The sequence below is a fragment of the Runella sp. MFBS21 genome, from assembly GCF_029433105.1.
Taxonomy (GTDB): domain Bacteria; phylum Bacteroidota; class Bacteroidia; order Cytophagales; family Spirosomataceae; genus Runella.
In genome coordinates this window covers 441,801-462,805 of the sequence record NZ_JARNTW010000002.1, presented here as the reverse complement: position 1 = coordinate 462,805, position 21,005 = coordinate 441,801, and the positions used below count along the sequence as shown (strand labels likewise).

Sequence of the window (21,005 nt, the reverse complement as noted above, 5' to 3'; positions counted from 1 at the left end):
TGATCAGCCTTACAACTATGAAAAAGCAATTAGTAATATTATTATTCATCATGACGCTCTCTGCGACGTCATGCAAAGATTTTTTGGCGTTGGCACCTGAGTATCAAATCAGTGATCAAACATTTTACAAAAACCAAAATGATTTTGAAACAGCCCTTACAGGCGTCTACAGTACTTTCAGGGGGCTATTTAGTGGCAGTGCTATTTTGTATTTGACAGAACTTTCGACCGACAATACCGAAATACAATGGTCGTCTCCCTCAACCGACGAGATGCAAATGGACCAAAATGCCGTCACTTCTACCAATGGATTTGTGCGCTCAGTCTGGAGTACTTGCTTATATACTATTTCGCGAAGCAATGCGATTCTCACCCGAATTGATGCCGTCAATTTTGACCAAACAACCAAAGACCGTATCAAGGGAGAAGCCAAATTTTTGAGGGCTTTCAGTTATTTTTATTTGGTACGACTCTATGGCAATGTTCCCCTCATTACGGAAACCTACAGTAGTCCTTCGCAAGTAGCCGCTGCTGATATATCTCTCAAGCCCAAAGAGGAAATCTACAAATTAATTTTGGCGGATTTGGCCGATGCAGAAACGCTACTCCCCACTACACTCAACAGCGATAAGACCAAAGCATCGCGTCTTACGGTGAAAGCTCTCCTAGGCAAAGTCCATCTTACCCTCAAAAACTACGACTTAGCCGCTGTCAAACTCAAGGAAGTCATTGATAGTAAGTCTTACAATCTAGTCAATGATTATAAAACATTGTTTACCAACGGCAATAACAATTTGGCTGAGTCTATTTTTGAGGTGCAATTTGTAGCAGGACGTAGTCTGGGAAACAACTATTCGGCTTTGTTTACACCCGCCATTACTAGTATGGCCATTTTTACCAACAATCTTCAAGGTTCTGGGCGTATCGTGCCTACTTTAGATTTGATACGAGCTTACGAAAATGGGGATGCCCGAAAAGCCGCTTCGGTCAGCGATTCGGTTTTGCTGATAGGTGGCAAAAAATCATATAGTCGTTATGGTCTAAAATTTGTCGACTTCAAGGCAATCGATTTGTCGGACGGTACTATCACTTTTATGCCCCTGCGATACGCCGATGTACTATTGATGTATGCAGAAGTATTGAACGAGCAAAACAAAACGACCGACGCTTTGCCCTATTTAGCGATGATACGTCAACGCGCCAAACTCGCCAATCCAGAAGGGCTTACGCAAGCTACTTTACGGGTAGCTATCGAAAAAGAACGCCGTGTGGAATTTCTTCATGAAGGGCATCGTTGGTTTGATTTAGTCCGTACCGACCGCGCCAAAACCATCCTCAACGCTCACTATGAAAGCTTAAAACTCAATTTTAAAGTAGATGATTTTGAGCTTATTTTCCCGATTCCTCAAAATGAAGTTGACTTGAACCCCTCTCTCGTCAAACAAAACACTGGCTATTAGGAACTTACTATTCCCTAAGCGGTTTTATTTACTGCTTAGGGAGTAGTCACTCCTATTTTTTTTGCTTTCCTAATTCAGAATAAGCGACTTTGTTTCTTTCCTAAACAAACTTCCAAAACTGAGCATTATGCGTTTATCTATTTTTTCTCTTGCATCCTTGGTTTTTTGCTTGATAGGCGGCTTTACATCTTCCTTTGATACCCCTAATCTCGACAATACTACTTTGAAGGGAAAACCCTTCAACAACATCACGCTGGAACTATCGCTCAAACCGTTCAAGAAAAACGATAAGGCTTATATTCAGGATGTTGCGAAAGAGTTGTTTACACAATGGCATGCCTTGCTACGACATACCGACACCGTATCGGTGATGCTGTGGACTTCCGATGGCTCAGAGATTTTGGACTATAAAGGCTCGCTCACCCAACCTCTCGAATGGGCTCGCTACATAGGCAATCCCAATACCAACCACGAAGTAGGTTCCGACCCCAAAGAGCTTTCGCTGCACGAACGGGCTTATATCTACATGGAAAATCCACCTAAGTTTACTTATGGAGATTTAAAATACATCATCCAAACCCTCAAAGAAACGGGAAGGCGCATCACGGGCAAACCTATTTTGATAGGAGCGACTTTTGACCCTGGGCCAGAATTTGCCAAATCAGAATTTAAGTACAAAAAACACCCTGAAATTTTGGGGGGAAATGCCATGGGACACAAAACCATGGTAAGCTGCTACGCCACCCTCAACGCCGACAAAACACCCTACGCGGGTTTCCCCAAAGGTATCCCTGCCGATACTCCTTTTGGGACATTTTTGGGTCGCCAAAGCCAACATTTTCTCAAGGATTTGGGCTATGATTATATTTGGTTGAGCAATGGCTTCGGCTTTGGCGTAGAAGGTTGGTCATCCACAGGCGCTACTTTCACAGGCACCGCTTTTCAGCCTGAAAAGCTACCCGACATCAAAGCCAAAATCACTAATTTCTGGAATTTATTTCGAAAAGAATGTCCTCATTTTCAGATACAGACGCGCGGCACTAATCTCTCTACTGGGGCGGATTTGGCCCGCGATGGCGTAGATTTACAGCAGATTTATGGTGGAAAATACAACATGCTTCCTCCTCCCAATTCGCCTTGGGCGGCCCTTGACGGCGATTTTGGGTTGGAAATGGTAGGCTATATGTCGCGCATGGCAGAGCTACCCGACGAGCGGTATTTGTTTCGCTACTATACCCATGACCCGTGGTGGGTCAATAGCCCGTGGCTCGACCGCTACGGCCAAGAACCACACGACATCTACCTGCCTATGTCGGTAGCGCGTATCAATGCTAGAGGAGAAATCAAATTGCCAACACACCTGAATTTCTTAACAGCCGATAATTCTTACGGCGAATTACCCACTCAAGTTCCTGACGAAGTAACCCCGCACATCTTAAAAGCGCGCTACGACTCCCCCACAGCGCCAGGGCCACTAGTATGGGTATATCCTTTTGAAGAATACCATCGTTGGGCCTATACGCAGCCCAAACGAATCGAAGAGATTTATTATGGCGATTGGCTTATCCGTCAGGCGATTAACAACGGTTTTCCGCTCAATACCGTGGTTTCGACGCGTTCGTTTCAAAAAGTAATCACTACCAATCCCAACTTTTTCAATGAATCGGTGCTGGTCAGCATTGTACCCGAAGCTGGCTCAACTTATGAAAAGCAATTGATTTCGTTTGTCGAACGTGGCGGCAAATTGCTCATTTATGGTCCTGCCGATGAAGCAAGTGAAGCGTTTCAGCAATTACTCAACCTCAAAAATGCACCTGCCTTGGAAGGCGAATTTACCCTAAAGTCTTCTATTCTCACGGATGTTTTGGATCAAAAAGCCCCCGATAAAATCATGCATACTGCCTTGTTTTCGGGAGGAGGAGTGCGTAGTACTGTGGCTAGTTCGGCAAACGATACGCGTGTTTTAGCCCAAATGACCCAAGGTAATCACTCGCGCGATGTGGTCTGGATACGAGAAGCCCCCAACTGGAACGGTGGCAAAATCGCCTATGTACGCGGTACCAATTCCAGTAAATTTACGGGCGGCAAACTCCTCACACCCGACGACCCCGAAAAACTTTTCACTGGCCCGCTGCTCCTTCGCTACGTGCTCAAAGAGTTTGGCTGGGATTATCGCCTTGATAAGCGTAACCCTGCGGTCAAAAATCCCGTTTTGACGATTTCTCGCAGCAGCAATGGCTTCTTTTTATCGGGTTATTGTCCCAATACGACTCTTACTCACCGTTTCAAACTACCGCAAGGTGCACCTTTATTGACAGGCTATGAAACCGAATTAGAAAAGGGCTATTCTATCTATCATTTGCCCAAAGCGTGGCATCGCGAAAGTCGCTTTTTTGTGGAGCAAACTGACGGTATCATTTCTTGCCAAGAAATGACTTCGGGCATTGAATACATGAAGCGATGTGTACGGCTGACAGGTCTCAAAAATGCGACAGTTCGGATTTATCCTGACGACAATGTATCGGAAAAGGACTTGCGGGTTTATACCAATACTCGCTATCCTTGGAAAAGCGGAAGCACTCCTTTCAAATTAGGTGACCCCAAATACGGCAAACACTATGTAGTAGAAAATGTAAGCGGCGAATTGGTCGCTTTTTGGTAATTACTTTATTCTCTAAAAGTACATAAACGCTTTCTTCGACAAGGGCAAATGCAATCTAAATAGTTTGTACTTACTTTTCTTTTTGCTTTCTACAACTTTCTTAATCTCCTGAAAGGTATGAAACCTATTCATATATGTTGGTTTTTAGCAATACTTACTTTCTTTTTTATCAAATGTGAGGCTCAAAACCATGATTCGTTTAGAGCTCAATTGCTCCAAGATTTTAAAAATCCTCCTAACCAAGCTCGTCCTAAAGTTTACTGGTGGTGGCTCAATGGTTATACCGACCCCATTAGGATGAAAGAAGAGCTAATGGCTATCAAAAAAGCAGGCTTAGGTGGGGTTGATATTTTTGAGATAGGTTTACCTCCCGCCAGTGACCCGCACCAAATTATTCCGGTGGGGCCCGCTTTTATGGGAGACTCTTCTTTGAAAGCTATCAAATTCGCGATTGAAGAGGCCGGAAAACTAGGTTTAGAAGTAGGACTCAATTTGGCTAGTAGCTGGAATGCAGGCGGCAGTTGGGTTTCACCAAAGCATGCCGCCAAAACGCTCTATTTCTCTAAAGTCACTCTCAAAGCTAACGAAGAACAAGCCCTAAAACTTCCTTTTCCGACTATCACTCCCGACAAGCAAGGCAAATCTCGACCTATCTTGTATGATAAAAACGGTAAACCTGCCTACTATGAAGAAGTGGCGGTCTTAGCCTTACCATCTGGTGTTAGTTCAGTACTAGACACTTCACAAATCATCAATGTCAGCCGTTTTTTTGATTCTAAAAAAGAACAACTCAATTGGACCCCGCCTTCAGGTCAGTGGGATATTTATAGATACATTTGTTCTAATTCTGGCGAACAACTCATCCGACCTACGCCGCAGTCGGTGGGGCCTATCATTGATCATTTTGATTCATCTGCCACGCGGATGCACGTCATGTATTTTATCAATCGCCTCAAACCTCTTATCGGTGATTTCAGTAAAAGTGCGCTAAAAAACTTGTACTTGGCTAGTTATGAAGCAAAGGAATTTACTTGGACACCTTCTCTACCGGCTACTTTTAAGCAACTTCATGGCTATGATTTAGATAAATTTTTACCCGCTATTTTCCATAAAGAATGGTATTTAGCGTCTTTGGGAGCCTCTTTTCAGCACGATTTCGACCATACACTTTCCGAATTGATGATTCATAATCATTATCGAAAAGCCAAAGAAATTTGCAATCAACATGGCCTCAAAATCATATCTGAAGCTGGAGGCCCTGGGCATTTACATCATATTCCAGTCGAAACCCTCAAAGCCCTCGGCTCACTCGATGTACCACGCGGAGAGTTTTGGTACAATCGCACTTTTTTTGATAAAGACAGCATCATCGACTTACTGTGGCTGGTCAAAGAAATCGCAGCCGCATCTCATATTTACAAGCGAGGATTAGTAGAGGAAGAAGCTTTTACGAGTTATTGGGATTGGCAAGAAGGCCCCTCTCAGCTTAAACCTTTGGCAGACAGGGCTTTTTGCGAAGGTATGAACCGTCTTGTTATACATGGATTTACGCACAATCCCACTGGAATGGGTTATCCAGGCATTGCTTATTTTGCAGGGACACATTACAACGACCGTCAGACGTGGTGGCCTCACATCAAGCCATTTAATGATTACCTGAGTCGGATTTCTCACATTTTACAAAAAACAAACTTTGTGGCAGATGTACTTTACTATTATGGGGATGCGATTCCTAATCTTATTCCACCCAAAAACTCGACTTTTAAAGTAGGAGAAGGCTATGATTATGAAATCATTAATACAGAAGTACTTCTGAAAGACTTAACCGTTGAAAATGGGGAGTGGGTTTTGCCTAAGGTAGGTAAATACAAAGTATTGAGCTTATGGAAAGGAGAAAAACTGAACCCAGAAGCCATGACAAAACTAAAAAAACTTGAAGCCCAAGGTGGAGTCATCGCCTATGCCACTATCCTCGAAAAACTAACTATTCCTCCTGATTTTAGTTACCCAAACCAAGCTAAAGGTGAAATAGATTATATCCATTACTCCAAAAACGACATGGATTTTTATCTAGTCCGAAACACCACTGACCAATGGATATCGGCCAATTGTAATTTTAGGCAGCCGCACAAAACCCCCGAACTATGGGATGCTATTTCAGGCAATATTTACCCAATTAATATTTATAAATCTATCGATACACACACTACGCTCCCGCTATCGTTGCCTCCGAAGGGTGCTTATTTTGTGGTTTTTTCTAAAACCGCACCTTCTGTCAATCCCATTGAAAAAATAAGGGGCCTAAGTTCGTTGCCACCCCAAATCATTTATACTTCTGGAGGAGTACATTTATGGGAAAATGGAGCATTTACGCTCACCAAAGGAGGAACTACTCAGTCTATTAACAATAAAATCAAGACCCAAACGCTCAGCGGGCCTTGGCAAGTAGGATTCCCTAAAAACTGGGGCGCTCCTCAAACGACCACTTTTCCTCAACTGATTTCGTGGGATACTTCCTCCAATCTTGGCATTCGTTACTTTTCAGGAAGAGCCACTTATCATCATTCCTTCCGTTTTGAGACAACGAAAGTTGCTTCTTCTAAAATATATCTTGATTTAGGCACGATTGCCGAAGTAGGAGAAGTATGGCTCAATGACCAATCGCTCGGCATTGTATGGACGCCACCTTATCGAGTGGATATCACAAACATCATAAAATCTGGCACTAATATACTCAAGATAGAAATCGCCAATACATGGTCTAATCGCCTCACTGGAGACGGAATAACAGGTCAAAAATATACCAAAACAAACATAATCAAAGCCAACAAAAACCTCGTACCTTGGGAACAGCTCCCTCTTAAAAAGTCGGGCCTACTAGGCCCTGTTACGATTCAAACTATCACCACGATTCGCTAATAACAAAGCAACGCCTTGCAACTATCACCTATGAAAAAGCTATTCATGATTTTAGGAATACTAGCCACCACGCACTTACAAGCACAAAAGGTAGCTGATTCAGCTAGTTATTTAGCTCATATTAAACAAGAATTGGTTACACAATGGCCCAAAAATCGTACTATCAATCTGGTATTTCATGGGCACTCAGTACCCGCAGGATTTTGGCACAATCACGAAGTACACACCCTCGAATCCTATCCTCATTTGGTGCTAGAAAAACTAAAAGAAAAATATCCCTACGCTGTCATCAACGTGATTGTGACGGCGATTGGGGGCGAAAATTCGTTGAAAGGTCAGAAACGTTTTGAAACAGAAGTTCTTCCACACAAGCCTGACGTGTTGATGATTGACTATGCACTTAATGACCGTTTTTCTGACCTTGGCCTCGTCAAAGAAGCTTGGGAAAAAATGGTAAAAGCTGCTTTAGAAAAAGGTATCAAAGTTATATTGCTCACTCCTTCTCCCGACCAACGCATTGATATATCGACCCGCGACAATCCACTACAACCTCACGTGGAGCATATAAGAAACTTAGCTGCAAAATATGAAATTGGTTTAGCAGACCCTTATCTCCCTTTTCAAAATATCGTGCGTCAAGGCGACTTGAAAGCCTATATGTCGCACGTCAATCACCCCAATAAGCAAGGCCATGAGGTGATTGCTAAAGAAATTTTTAAGTGGTTTGATTAGCCGTTTTGTAGTTGTATTCGGGACTTGCAATGACCGCAAACTTGTATTTTTCACCGTGATAATACGACTGCTCAATTTCGACTACCTTATCGTTTGAGCATACTACCGCACTATCCAATACAAAGGCTGGAATCGGTTTATCGATTTCAAAATTGGTGGTATTAGGTGTCAAAATCGACACGCCGAGTGTCTGCTGCACTTCGCTTATTTTAAGGTTATAAGTATCTTCATACACCTTAAAATAAGAAATTTCAGTAGGTACTTTGTTGATTTTGGGGCACAATGTCAACGAAATATATTTGACTTCGTCTTTCATCAAAAGGTCGTCAGCGTAGCGGAGTTGGTGGATTTTCAATACTGGCCCATCAATGATAAAATGCCGCCCATTGATTTCGGACGAAATACCATCTTGCAGAATCGTTTTTTCAAGTACGATGTTTTTGGGCGTAAATCCTTCGGCAATCAAGCTATCGTGAAATCCGCGACGCGTCGCATAAATCGACCCCAGCGTCCGTAACAAATGATGGTCTTCGGTACGATTAAGCACAAACGTCCCCTTTCCTTTGATACGCCGCGCCCAGCCCTTGGACTCTATCTCCAGCAATGCCTTTCGAGCCGTAGTATTACTTATTTTGTAATGCTTGATAAGTTCGTTTTCAGATTGAATTTGATCGCCAGGCAGCAACTCTCCCGACTTTATTTTTTCGATAATTTCCTCACTAATGGCGATAAATTTTGCCTTTTCTTGAAGCATTCTGGTTCAATTTTTAAAAATAGAGCCACTTTATAGCAGCTCCTCGGATTTGTCTTACTTAAAAGAACAAGTTAAAATTTGGATTTCAAAATCATACGACAAAAAACCAAAATGAGCAGACTATTCAAATCCAAAATTATTAAAAAATAGCAAGTAAATTTTGTGATATTTTAAGACTTATTGCACCTTTGTTCACAAATTCTGATTCCAATGTCCCTACAATCATTGACCGACCAAGAGCTGTTGGACTTGCTTCATCATCAAGACCATGAGCAAGCTTTTAGGGAGCTTTATGAGCGATATTGGTATAAAATGTACATAACTGCTTACCGAAAACTTCGTCGAAGAGAAGTGGCCGAAGAGTTGGCGCAGGAGCTTTTTATGATGTTGTGGCAAAAACGCGCCACCATTCGGGGCAACAATCTACCTGCTTTTTTGGGGATTTCTCTTCGCAACTTAATGATTGACTATATCAGAAAAAACATCCGCGAAGAGCACTACCTGACTCAGCTTCGCCTCTTTTTTCCCGAAGAAGTATTTGCCACTACCGAAGCCGTCCAACACAACGAACTCTCCGAGGCTATTCAAAAAGCGTTGGGTCAATTGCCCGAAAAAACCCGTGAGATTTTTATCTTAAATCGGTTTGAGCACCTCACCATCAAAGAAATAGCCGAAAGACTCAACCTTTCTGACAAAACCATCGAATATCACCTCTCTCGTTCTACTTCTTTTCTTCGCCAAAACCTCCGTGATTTTGTCACAAGTCTGGTATTGTTTTATCTGTCTTAATCGCTCTATTATTGATTAATTAAAAAAAATCTCAAAAAAAGTCCATTTGGCCTTAGGGAATTTTGGGAGTTATCCGTTTATGTCCTTAGTTGTCACCAAGGCGCATACCAAAATGGACTCTACCAAATACCAAGAATTATTGGCCAAATACCTCAAAGGAGAATGTACCGAAGCCGAACAGCTACTGCTAGAGCAATGGTATGAGTCGTTGGATAGTGAGGTAGAGCTTCCGAGTCAAACTGAAAAAAAGAAACTACTTGCTCACAATTGGGACGTATTGGCTAGCCAAACCGTGAGAAGTGCACCACTCCGCAAATGGTATCAGCAGCCCTACTGGGCCGCAGCTGCCGCAATTATAATCGCTTTGGGATTAGGGTGGCTTCTTCTCAAACCGGCACCGTCGGCTATTGGTACTTTCAAACAGCAACTTACTTCTCTCGAAACTCCTTTGGTAGAGCATACCAATACTTCTTCCAAAAACGAACAGATTAGGCTCGCAGATGGAAGCATAGTGACGCTTCATCCAAAGAGCCGCCTCAGTTATCCAAAAGATTTTGTGGGTACTAAGCGAGAAGTAATTTTGGAAGGAGAAGCTTTTTTTGAAGTTCAAAAAAATCCCAACAAACCCTTTCTTGTTTATTCCACCCACTTAGTTACAAGGGTTTTGGGAACAAGTTTTTTGGTAAAAGCTTATGCTCATGACAAAAACACCACCGTGGCTGTTAGAACAGGAAAAGTATCGGTCTATGCCACCAAATCGGTATTAGCTACCACGGAGTCATCCAAAGACACAAACCCCGAAGCCGTCGTGCTTATCCCCAACCAACAGGTGACGTATGTAGGTTCAGAAAACAAACTCGTTAAGACGCTGGTAGAAAAACCCGCGATTCTCATTCCGTTGGAAGAAACGCCTTCTTTCGCATTTCAGAAAGCCCCTTTGTCAACCATCATTGCGGCTTTCGAAAAAACATACGGAATAGATATTATATATGACGAAGCACTAATGAGCCACTGTTTGATAACAACGACTTTGGAGCAAGAAAACTTATACGACAATCTGACTATCATTTGTAAACTCCTCAATGCTTCCTACGAAGTAGTAGACACCCAAGTGGTCATCAAAGGAGCAGGTTGTCAATAAATACATTGTTTCACCCTAAAACCAAGTCTCATGTCCTAAATTACTCACTTTTTCTTCTAGTCCAATAAAAAAAGGTCGGCGATGGGTCCAAGCATCACCGACCAGCTCAAGCCCCATTTTCGTGTTCGGTTACATCCTTGTCAGATGCGCAGGGGCTGGCATGTCTTTGTCTAAATCGTTCAACAAAAACACCCAAAGGTATGAAATTACCCCCACTTTTTCACGCATACGCCCTTACAATTATGCGTATTACTCTCACTCAATTTTTGTGCGCTATCCTGTTTATGGGAGTCGCATACGCCAAAGATGCTTTGGCGCAAACTTTGCTAGAAAAACCAATCAGTTTATCGGTCGAGGATAAAGAAATTAGCTATGTACTGACCAAAATCGAAAAACTCGCCGATGTCCGTTTTTCTTACATTCCTCAGCATATTCAAGCCGACCGACGGGTCTCTGTCAATGTCGTAAAACAACCGCTTTTAGCTGTTCTAGAATCTATTTTCAAAAACAAATCCATTCACTATGAAGTAGTTGGCAAAAAACAGGTGCTATTAAGTCGGCAACCTAACCTTCCATTGAGTTCACCTAACACGGATACAAAAAGCAGTTTTTTGTTTGCCCAACCTACTTCCGAACAACTCATAACGGGCATCGTCACCGACGAAAAAGGGCAAGGACTTCCGGGGGTCAATGTACTTATTAAAAATACTACCAAAGGCACTACCACCGAAGCCAATGGAAGTTTTAAGCTGAACGTACCCGACGAAAACAGCATCCTGATTTTCTCGTTTGTAGGCTATCTCAATCAAGAAATAGTCATTGGGAAACAAAGCACCCTCAAAGTTCAGCTATTGCCAGACCAAAAGGTATTAGACGAAGTAGTCGTAGTGGGATACGGCACGGTCAAAAAAAGTGATTTGACTGGCTCCGTCACCCAAATCAAATCCAAAGACCTCAATGCTTTTCCTACAACCAACGTGTTGCAGGCACTTTCGGGTAGGGCAGCGGGGGTACAAGTGGTCCAAAACAACGGCGCTCCCGGCGGGAGTGTGAGCGTGCGTATCCGGGGCACCAATTCCATTCAGGGAAGCAACGAACCACTGTACGTAGTAGATGGCTTTCCGATTGCGGGTAGCAATCCAACTGTGCTCAACAACGCCGACATCGAAAACATCGAAATCTTAAAAGACGCCTCAGCTACTGCTATTTATGGTTCGAGAGGAGCCAATGGCGTTGTTATCATTACGACCAAACGCGGCAAAGCGGGCCAAACCAACGTGGATTTTGAAACAAGTTTTAGTTCGCAGTCGCTCCGCAAAAAACTAGACTTGATGAACGCCCGCGAGTATGCCACCTTCTATAACGAACAAGCTACCAACGACGGCATTCGACCCTACTTCACACAGGCACAAATTGACGCCTTTGGCGAAGGATTTGATTGGCAAGATTTTGTATTTCAGAAAGCACCCATGAAAACTATGTCGCTTAATATCAGCGGAGGCAACGAAAAAACCCAGTTTTCGGTATCAGGAAGTGCTTTTGGCCAGGAAGGTATCGTCCGTGGAAGTGATTACAATCGCTATTCGCTCCGAACCAACATCAATCACATCATCAGCAAAAAATTCACTTTCAACCTAGCCACTACCCTAACTCGGATTATGACCCAAGCCCAAAATAGTCAGGGCGGCAATCGCGGCGGGTCATTGATTTCGGCAGCGGTATCTTCTCCTCCTATTCTTTCACCTTACAACGACGATGGTACTTACCGCGTTTTTGGTACAGCTTATTCATTCATCAGCGCCTTACTCATCAACCCTATCAATCCTCTCAATGAGCAAAGCAACCAAACCAAAGGAAATAGGATATTGTCCAATGCCGCTTTTATTTATAACCCGATTCCCGAGTTGACCATCAAGGTTTCGGGAGGTATCGAAAACATGGATGACCGTACTGATTCTTACACTACCAACAACTACATCAATTCGCAAGGAAGTGCCGGAATCAGCACAAGTCAGTTTACCAGTTTTTTGAGCGAAAATACCATCAGTTATCTCAAAACTATCGGTCAAAGACACAGCATCTCGGCAGTAGCGGGTTTTACATATCAAGATTTTTTGAGTACGTCTTTGGGAGGAAATGGCGTGGGCTTTTTGAGCAATACAAGTCAAACCTACGATTTAGGCGCAGCCAATACCCCCGGTATTCCAAGTTCTAGTTATTCCAAATCTACGCTTTTGTCTTATCTGGGACGGCTCAATTATTCGTACGATAGCAAGTATTTAGCCACCGTCAGCTTTCGGGTAGATGGCTCATCCAAATACAGCGAAGGCAATAAATGGGGGTATTTCCCTTCAGCAGCATTAGCGTGGCGCATTTCGAACGAAGAATTCTTGAAAAACAATACTTTTATTTCTGACCTCAAACTACGCGTGAGTTGGGGACTAACGGGCAGCCAAGCCATTGGGCCTTATGCTACTCTCAACCAGCTTTTTTCGGGAAAAACCGTATTTGACGATGCGCTCTTTACCACTTATGCTCCTGGCACGGTGCTTCCGGGCAATTTGAAATGGGAAACCACCGAACAAAAAGACATTGGCCTCGACATCGGTCTCCTCAACAATCGTTTCTTAATTACGGCAGATTATTACCTCAAAAACACCCGCGATTTGCTCAATACGGTTCAGTTACCTTCTTCTTTGGGGTTCACAAGCACGATTCAAAACATCGGCGAAATGCAAAACAAAGGGTTTGAACTAGGTCTCAACGCCAATATTTTGACGGGTTCATTGAAGTGGAATATCACTACCAACATTGCTTTTAACCGCAACAAAATCATCAAACTCTATGGCGGTCAGGATATTTTGGGGGGATTTGTAGATATTTCGGCTATTACCGACAATCGCAACATCCTTCGTGAAGGCCAACCTTTAGGGCGTTTTTGGGGATATATTGAAGATGGCTACGACGATAAAGGCAAAATTAAATACAAAGACATTAACGGCGATGGCACGGTGACGGTGTTAGACAAAACCTACATCGGCAATCCCAACCCTAATTTTATTTATGGCTTCAACTCCAATTGGTCGTACAGAAACATCGAATTGAGTATCTTCCTACAAGGTACCCAAGGCAATGATATCTTCAATACAAGTTCTATCAACAATACTGTCGATTTTGGCTATGGGCTCAACATGCCACGCGAAGTATATCTCAATCACTGGACACCTGCTACGCCAAACGCCAAATACCCCATCGTGAGCAATACCACCCGTACCAATGTCTCCAATCGGTTTGTAGAGGATGGCTCTTATTTGCGCCTCAAAAACATTCAAATTTCCTATAGCCTTCCCCTCCAAAGTTGGGGGGTAAAATGGATGCGTTCGGCACAGATTTATGCCAGTGCTCAAAACTTCTTGACCTTTACCAAATACTCTTGGTGGGATCCCGAAGTGAACTCAAACGGGGGAGCCAACTCGACCGCTCAAGGTTTTGACCATAATAGCTACCCTACTTCCAAAGCCATGACGGCAGGCGTACGAGTAGGCTTCTGAGAAGAGCTACCTATTTGATATTTCATCTTAAAAAGATATTCAAAATGAAAAAAAGATACTTTATTTTTCCGAAAATAGCCACCTTCTTTCTCGTGCTGGTGTGCGTGCTATCTTCTTGTGAAAGCATTCTGAAAGAAGAACCCAAATCCCTTGCTGTCGAAACTTTCTACAACACAGCAGCCGAAGTAGAAGCGGCCGTCAATGCCATTTATACACCGCTGCGTAGTAGCAATACGAGTGGCATGGGAGTTTATATTGCTGTGTTAGAAGCCCACATTGATTATGCTTATGGACGCGGTAGTTACGCAGTTTTGAACAATTTCCAAGGACTCGACAACGTAAACATCAGCCGCACGGCGGGTGCCTGGGAAGGCTTTTATCTCAGTATTCGCAATGCTAATTTGGTCATCAAAAATGCTCCCAATGGTAAGTCTATTTCCAAGGCTAACATTGACAAATACCTAGCCGAAGCAAAGTTTTTACGGGCTTTCAACTACTTTCACTTGGTTAGAAATTGGGGTGGAGTACCTATCCGCACCGAAGCCAACATGACCGAAATCAACGCCAAACGCAATTCCGTAGCCGAAGTATATGACCTTATTTTGGCGGATTTGAAAGTGGCCGAAGCAGGTCTACCTGAGCAAATCTCTCAGTCGGGACGTCCCTCAAAATGGGCGGCAAAAACACTACTTGCCGACGTATATTTAGAACTCAAACGCTACGCCGAAGCCCGCGACAAAGCCGAAGAAGTAATGCTTTCTAAGAAATTTTCGTTGGTGCCAGTTCAAACATCCGAAGACTTTCAGAAGATTTTTGGGCCTACCGTCGTCACCACTCCCGAAGAAGTATTTTACCTCAAATATTCTCGTCAATCAGGTCAAGGAAACCTTTGGCCTTGGCTCACCAATCACCCCGGCACGCGGCTTCATGGCGGCGGTGGCGTATATGGACATCACAGCGACATCACCAATCCTGTTTATAAAAACTGGGACGACAAAGACCTTCGTAAAGGACTTTGGTATAGTTGGAATATTGGTTTGGGGGCTACGTCGATTTTGTCAAAAAAATTCATCGACCCTGACGCAATCGGTGGCTCAGGTGCAGGCAACGACGCCCCTTGGTACCGCTACGCCGATGTACTGCTCATCTATGCCGAAGCAGCTAGCCAAGCTGCCAACGGGCCTACAACCCCAGCCTTAGAAGCCCTCAACCAAGTACATCGCCGCGCTTACGGCCTCGCTCCTACCAGCCCTTCGGCGATTGATTTCAAATTGACTGATTATACTGCCAGCTCCTTTTTAGACTTGGTCATCAAAGAGCGCGGCTATGAGTTTCAGTATGAAGGCAAACGATGGCTAGAACTCAAACGTACGGGCAAAGCACAACAAATCATCATGGCCACCAAAAGCAAGACCATTGCCGACAAAGCTTATTTGTGGCCCATTGCTGTATCCGAACTAGGCTACAACACCGCCATAGACCCTGTCAAAGACCAAAATCCGGGTTATTAGGTTATGCCGATTAGAGATTCTTCCTCTTTTATTTAATTTCTTCCCATTCAAACCATCGAAATCATGAATGCCAACGATAATTTTGCCCCCCTGTCTTCCATGTTTAACCTCAATCGCCGTAAGTTTTTACAGTCGGCTATTGCCAGTACGAGTGCTTCTGCCTTACTTTCTCAAGAAGCCGAAGCAGCAGCTCCCGAAGCCAGTACGTTTAAAGAACCTGCCCAAAATCTTCCTATCAAAGATGAAGTAGATGTGATGGTATGTGGGGCGGGGCCTGCGGGTGTATCGGCCGCTATCACCGCTGCAAGAGCGGGTGCCAAAACCCAACTCATCGAAATACACGGTTGTTTAGGTGGCGTATGGACGGCAGGACTTCTGACTTATATTTTTGATTTTAATAAACCTGGTTTGACCAAAGAAATCAAAGCCAAGCTCGACGAAAGAGATGCCCGTCGCAACAAAATCGCCGACCAGTTTGTGTATCATCCCGACGAAATGAAGCTGCTTTTGGAAGAAATGTGCCAAGAAGCAGGTGTAAAATTTTTGTTGCACACGCGAGTGGCGGCGGCCTATCGCGACAAAAAACGCCTCACCACCGCCATTACCGAATCAAAGTCGGGTCGAGAAGCATGGAAGGCCAAGGTGTTTATTGACGCTACTGGCGATGGCGACCTCGGTGCTCAAGCTGGAAATGCTTGGGAAATCGGAAAAGGAGGTGACACTTGTCCTTGTCAACCTCTGACGCTCAATGTATTGGCCGTAGTAAAAGACCCCGCCGCCCTCAAGCAATACATTTCATTTTATACCAACGAAGGCGAACGTGCCAATTGGCACGTCCCTGCCGTCAATGCCTTCATGAAAGAAATCAAACGGGCGGGTATCACGCCTTCTTATGGGATGCCTACTTTGTTTTTGATTCGTGAAAATTTGGTAATGATTATGGTCAATCATGAGTATAACATCAAGGCATTTGATGCTACCGAAATCACCGATGCTACCGTACGCGCCCGCGCCGAAGTATACAATATCGTAAGAGGTCTCAACAAACTTGGCGGCCCTTGGGAAGGAATGCAAATCGTGGCTACGCCTGAGCAAATTGGCATCCGTGACGGTCGGCGAATTCAGGGGCGTTATACCGTTACGAAAGAAGATTTGGTAGTCGGAGCTCGCCATACCGATGCCGTCACACGCCCTACTTTTGGGGTAGATATTCATGCTACCGATCGCAAGACCAACGAAGTAGAAACCATTTCGCGCGGAGGCATCAAGATGATTCCTTACGATATTCCTTTGCGGGCACTCATTGCCAAAGATGTAGATGGGCTTATGATGGCGGGGCGCTGTATCAGCGGCGATTTTACCGCCCATGCCAGCTATCGTGTCACGGGCAATGCCGTTGCGATGGGCGAAGCCGCCGGGGCAGTGGCCGCCCTAGCTGCTAAAAACAACAAACTCCCTCACGAAATCGACTGGAGTGACGCCGCTCAGTTGCTACATCAACTTGGAATGCGTAGTTAAGTAGCCTCTATCCCCAAACTCCGTTTTGGGGATTTTTTTGTTATTGCGTCTCCGACGTACAGATTTTAAATGCGTCGGAGACGCAATACCACAGGCGTCCCGAAATACAGTTCGGGACGAGTGAGAGACTTGCCTATCCCCAAACTCCGATTGGGGGATTTTTTTGGCATTGCGTCTCCGACGCACAACAATTACATTCAAATGCGTCAGAGACGCAATGCCATAAGCGTCCCGAACTGTATTTCGGGACGAGTGAGGGTTCGGGACGAATGATGTGATTTATTTTCCTAATTTCCAATCGTCGGTTCGGAAAGGAATAGCGGGTAAGCCTTCTTTATTGAAGAGATTAGGGACGGGGGTGTCGCGGAAAGCAAACCGCACCGCCACGGGCTGACTCACTTTGTCGGACGTTACTTCTACTTGGTTGCCTTTTACAATTCTCGCTTTAGCTTTATAAAAAATGTGGTCACTGCCTGCTATTTCAAATTCGGCTAGTTCAGTATTTCCTTTGGCAATGAGACCCCTTTCGGCCCAATCAAATGTCACCAATGCTTTGCTGCCTTCCACTTGCCACGAACGATACTGAGGACTGCGATAATTACCCATTTTTTGTCCGTAAGTTTCGGCCAATGCCCAACCTGCCAATCGATTGCCCACTTCTCGTTTGTAGGCCGGGTGAATATCGTTGAGATTATCCACCAAATCCGTCACCGTAATCATCCCCGACTTGCGAATATCCATGGCGCGGGTTTGCATTTCACGCACGGCGGGGGCTTTGAATTCGGTGCTATCTCGGTAGTTGAAGGGAGCTATTTGAACATAATAAAAAGGGAAATCTTTTTGCCATGCCCCGCGCCACGTATCCACCAACAGGTGCATCAGTTGGTAATAAGTAGAAGGAAAATGTCGGTTTGATTCGCCCTGATACCACAATGCCCCCGCAATATTGAAAGACGTAATCGGGGCCACCATGCCATTGTAGATATAACCTGCCTGTCGGGGCCATCCTTTGCTCGGAATCATGGTCTCGGCGGAGATACGAGTATTAGGAAACATATTCACAATATGCTCGGGAATCCACGATTCGATGTAAGAGCCACCCCAAGCCACATCTATCAGGCCAATCGGCACATTGAGGGATTGAGTGAGCTTTTTTCCAAAAAAATATCCCACCGCACTGAATCGTTTCAACGTCAAGGAATCACACATTGCCCATTTGCCTTTGGCATCGGTTTGGGGTGTTTCGCCGGTGAGTTTGGGCATTTTAAAAAAACGAATATTGGTATTATAAGCCGTCGGCAATTCGGCTTTGGCATCTTTTACGCCATGCTCCGCACTCCATTCCATATTTGACTGTCCCGCGCATAGCCACACCTCCCCTATCATTACATTTTGGAGCACAATCTTATTGCGTCCTTCAATCGATAGCGTATGCGGGCCTCCTGCTGTGGGTGTCGTGATTGTAAGTTTCCAAACGGCGTTTTCGTTCGTAACCGTATTTACAGATTCTCCTAGCCAACTACCCGTTACCTTTACTTTTTCTCCCGGCTGCGCCCAGCCCCACACCGTGACCGACGATTGTTGTTGAAGTACCATCTCATTGCTAAAAATAGCGGGTAGCCACACATCTGCTACCGCGCCCAAAGGGCTTAAAAAAAGAAGAAAAATCAAAAATTGTTTCATTTTGTAGAAGGCAGTTTATGGTTTATCAATCTCTAAAAGTCTTCTTTTTATCTTCTCTCCTCACAATACCCAAAACAACCCTTATAAAAAAAGGGGAAAAATTTGGTAGTTTATTTTTTTATAAACAATTTTGTCGAACAATTAAGTTTATATGCCCAAAATTGACCACGATACCAAAGAAAAAATCTTAGCCGCTGCCGAAAAAGTCTTTCACAGCAACGGTTTTAAAGGTACGCGTACCTCCCAAATTGCTGAAGAAGCGGGTATTAGCCGCACCATGCTCCATTATTATTTCAATTCCAAAGAAGCTCTTTTTCAGGAAGTTTTAAAAAACACAATCGGTACGGTATTGAGTCATACTAAAAACGTACTCGACAAATCTCTATCATTGAATGAACTCATTGAGCATGTGGTGGAGGTAATAGCGGATGTATTCGAAGCCAAACCCGGCCTACCTAGTTTTGTAGTAAACCTCCTCAATGAATCTCCCGAAATCGCCTATTTTTTGGCTTATTCTCAAAATGATACCCTGCCTGTGTTGTTAAATGAAGTATTAAAAGAAGCCCAAAGTAAAGGAGAAGTAGATGCTCATCTTACGGGCGAAGATTTAATACTCAATATTTATGCCCTTTGTGCCATTCCTTATTTGGGCGCATCTTACATCAAAATAAAAGAAAAAAGGGACGATGAAGCCATGAGACTATTTTTAAAAGCCCGAAAAGAGAAAATCAAAAGATTTGTTTTGAAAGGCATTCAGCCTTAAAACGCCTTTATCGATGACCTTTAAGTGGTCATCTTTTTTTGACTTTTTATAAACAATTTTGTCGAACATTTTTGTAAAAAAAACTTACTATGTTATCCCATTTGAACCCTAAACCTATTTTAAGCAAAATGCCTTCATTATACATCAAGGGAAATATCCTTCGGAAAGAAGACCGAGGATTTGAAAAAGCCCTTATGGATACTTTATTCAACAAACTCGACCCCAAAAGGCGCCCTTTTTGTATCATCACTCCCCACAATGTTGCTGATATTATAGCCACTATCCGCTACGCCAAATCAATCGGCAAAACCATCAGCGTGTATTCAGGAGGACAAAGTTGGTCGGCCAATCATCTCCGAGAAAACAATATTCTTATCAATATGGGGGGCTTCCAGCATTTTCAAATCAATAAAGAAACCCTAACGGCTCAAGTAGAGCCAGGAGTAGCAGGGGGGTATTTTTAAATGCTTTAATGACTCAAAATTTGTTTTTCCCAACGGGGCATTGTAAAAACACGAAGCTAGGAGGTTACTTATTGCAAGGAGGATTGGGGTGGAATAGTCGAAAATTTGGCATAGCCTGCGAAAATGTGATAGGTCTTGATATTGTGACCGCAAACGGCGAATTGGTCCATGCCAATGCCTCACACAATACCGATTTGTTTTGGGCAGCGCGTGGCGCAGGCGGGAGTTTTTGTGGCGTAGTTGTTTGTTTTCATCTTCGTTTGTTTCCTAAACCTCTCTATAGTGGCGCCATTACGCAAGCTTATGATATGAAGCATTTAGAAGAAGTGTATCGGTGGGCATATGAGGTAGGTCCACAAGTGCCTGCGGCAGCCGAGCTACAGCTCTTGATGAGTCGGCGGGTGTTAAGATTTTTAGGGGCTGGCATCGAGGCCTCCGTTCCAATTTTTGCTGATTCAAAAGAAGAGTTAGAAGAGGCAAAAGCTTTTATGCTCCAAAGTCCCATTAAAAAGAAAGCTTTTTTGAGTACACCCTTTGTGCCTTATCAAGTGGCTACTATGTGCCGTTTTAGGGCTATTCACTATCCCGAAAATCATCATTGGTGCGTAGATAATATGTGGACTTCGGCTACTATCAATGAGCTTTTACCTTATTTAAAAGGAATCGCCAAAGCTTTACCAACAGCTCCTTCTCATATGCTTTGGCGCAATTGGCACCCTTCAGCTCGTCAGGCAGACATGGCTTTTTCGGTCGAAGACAAAATTTATTTGGGATTATATGGAGCTTGGAAATCTCCTCTCCAAACTCGAAAATCTTGCACATGGGCTACTGATTGGATGCGATGGATGTCTCATTTATCCTCAGGAATTCAGCTAGCCGACGAAAACCTGCACAACCGACCTGCGCGTGTCATGTCGGATACGCATCTGCAAAAATTAAATCAAATCAGGGCCGTAAGAGATTCTTCTCAAGTTTTTAGTACGTGGCCTACTTGCCCCTACCCCTCTTATGACCCGCGTGTACTATATCAATAAAAATTGAGAGGAACGAGATCAATA

15 protein-coding genes are annotated in these 21,005 nt (G+C 43.9%); 13 read left to right on the top strand and 2 right to left on the bottom strand.

Annotated features, from left to right (window positions below; genetic code table 11):
• Positions 1 to 17 precede the first annotated feature (17 nt).
• The 4 genes from P1X15_RS06150 (at position 18) to P1X15_RS06135 (ending at position 7,773) form a co-directional block, all read left to right on the top strand.
• Positions 18 to 1,460 carry a RagB/SusD family nutrient uptake outer membrane protein gene (locus P1X15_RS06150; protein ID WP_277337270.1) on the top strand — a complete coding sequence of 481 codons (1,443 nt, stop codon included), beginning with the start codon at positions 18 to 20 and terminating at the stop codon, positions 1,458 to 1,460.
• A gap of 127 nt (positions 1,461 to 1,587) precedes the next feature.
• Positions 1,588 to 4,122 (top strand): hypothetical protein, encoded by a 2,535-nt coding sequence (locus tag P1X15_RS06145; protein ID WP_277337269.1) that lies wholly within the window; start codon positions 1,588 to 1,590, stop codon positions 4,120 to 4,122.
• 117 nt (positions 4,123 to 4,239) lie between these two features.
• Positions 4,240 to 7,041, top strand: coding sequence for a glycosyl hydrolase (locus tag P1X15_RS06140; protein WP_277337268.1), 2,802 nt, complete (start codon positions 4,240 to 4,242; stop codon positions 7,039 to 7,041).
• A 30-nt stretch (positions 7,042 to 7,071) separates the two neighbouring features.
• Positions 7,072 to 7,773: an SGNH/GDSL hydrolase family protein gene (locus P1X15_RS06135; RefSeq protein ID WP_277337267.1), complete on the top strand. Its 702-nt coding sequence runs from the start codon at positions 7,072 to 7,074 to the stop codon at positions 7,771 to 7,773.
• Here P1X15_RS06135 and P1X15_RS06130 read toward each other — a convergent pair.
• Complete coding sequence (locus tag P1X15_RS06130; protein ID WP_277337266.1) at positions 7,757 to 8,527, bottom strand: GntR family transcriptional regulator; 771 nt, start codon at positions 8,525 to 8,527, stop codon at positions 7,757 to 7,759. The two genes, P1X15_RS06135 and P1X15_RS06130, sit on opposite strands and share 17 nt — an antisense overlap.
• Before the next feature lie 210 nt (positions 8,528 to 8,737).
• On the opposite strand from P1X15_RS06130, the gene P1X15_RS06125 reads away from it, so the two are divergent.
• The 6 genes from P1X15_RS06125 to P1X15_RS06100 all read left to right on the top strand — a co-directional run bounded on the left by P1X15_RS06125 (position 8,738) and on the right by P1X15_RS06100 (position 17,310).
• Positions 8,738 to 9,316: an RNA polymerase sigma factor gene (locus P1X15_RS06125; protein WP_277337265.1), complete on the top strand. Its 579-nt coding sequence runs from the start codon at positions 8,738 to 8,740 to the stop codon at positions 9,314 to 9,316.
• 112 nt (positions 9,317 to 9,428) lie between these two features.
• Complete coding sequence (locus tag P1X15_RS06120; protein WP_277337264.1) at positions 9,429 to 10,457, top strand: FecR family protein; 1,029 nt, start codon at positions 9,429 to 9,431, stop codon at positions 10,455 to 10,457.
• A 200-nt stretch (positions 10,458 to 10,657) separates the two neighbouring features.
• Positions 10,658 to 14,008, top strand: coding sequence for a TonB-dependent receptor (locus P1X15_RS06115; protein ID WP_277337263.1), 3,351 nt, complete (start codon positions 10,658 to 10,660; stop codon positions 14,006 to 14,008).
• Between the two features lie 44 nt (positions 14,009 to 14,052).
• Positions 14,053 to 15,519 (top strand): RagB/SusD family nutrient uptake outer membrane protein, encoded by a 1,467-nt coding sequence (locus P1X15_RS06110; RefSeq protein WP_277337262.1) that lies wholly within the window; start codon positions 14,053 to 14,055, stop codon positions 15,517 to 15,519.
• Between the two features lie 63 nt (positions 15,520 to 15,582).
• Positions 15,583 to 17,037 (top strand): FAD-dependent oxidoreductase, encoded by a 1,455-nt coding sequence (locus P1X15_RS06105; RefSeq protein ID WP_277337261.1) that lies wholly within the window; start codon positions 15,583 to 15,585, stop codon positions 17,035 to 17,037.
• A gap of 69 nt (positions 17,038 to 17,106) precedes the next feature.
• Positions 17,107 to 17,310, top strand: coding sequence for a hypothetical protein (locus tag P1X15_RS06100; protein WP_277337260.1), 204 nt, complete (start codon positions 17,107 to 17,109; stop codon positions 17,308 to 17,310).
• A 6-nt stretch (positions 17,311 to 17,316) separates the two neighbouring features.
• On the opposite strand, the gene P1X15_RS06095 is transcribed toward P1X15_RS06100, so the two are convergent.
• Positions 17,317 to 18,720, bottom strand: a complete 1,404-nt coding sequence (locus tag P1X15_RS06095) for a sialate O-acetylesterase (protein ID WP_277337259.1) — start codon at positions 18,718 to 18,720, stop codon at positions 17,317 to 17,319.
• A 151-nt stretch (positions 18,721 to 18,871) separates the two neighbouring features.
• Between P1X15_RS06095 and P1X15_RS06090 the strand changes: the two genes are divergently transcribed.
• The 3 genes from P1X15_RS06090 (at position 18,872) to P1X15_RS06080 (ending at position 20,981) form a co-directional block, all read left to right on the top strand.
• Complete coding sequence (locus tag P1X15_RS06090; protein WP_277337258.1) at positions 18,872 to 19,483, top strand: TetR/AcrR family transcriptional regulator; 612 nt, start codon at positions 18,872 to 18,874, stop codon at positions 19,481 to 19,483.
• A 128-nt stretch (positions 19,484 to 19,611) separates the two neighbouring features.
• The gene (locus P1X15_RS06085) at positions 19,612 to 19,947 is read left to right on the top strand and encodes an FAD-binding protein (RefSeq protein WP_277337257.1); all 336 of its coding nucleotides are present in this window, start codon (positions 19,612 to 19,614) and stop codon (positions 19,945 to 19,947) included.
• Between the two features lie 8 nt (positions 19,948 to 19,955).
• Positions 19,956 to 20,981, top strand: a complete 1,026-nt coding sequence (locus P1X15_RS06080; RefSeq protein WP_277337256.1) for an FAD-binding oxidoreductase — start codon at positions 19,956 to 19,958, stop codon at positions 20,979 to 20,981.
• The last annotated feature ends 24 nt before the right edge of the window (positions 20,982 to 21,005 follow it).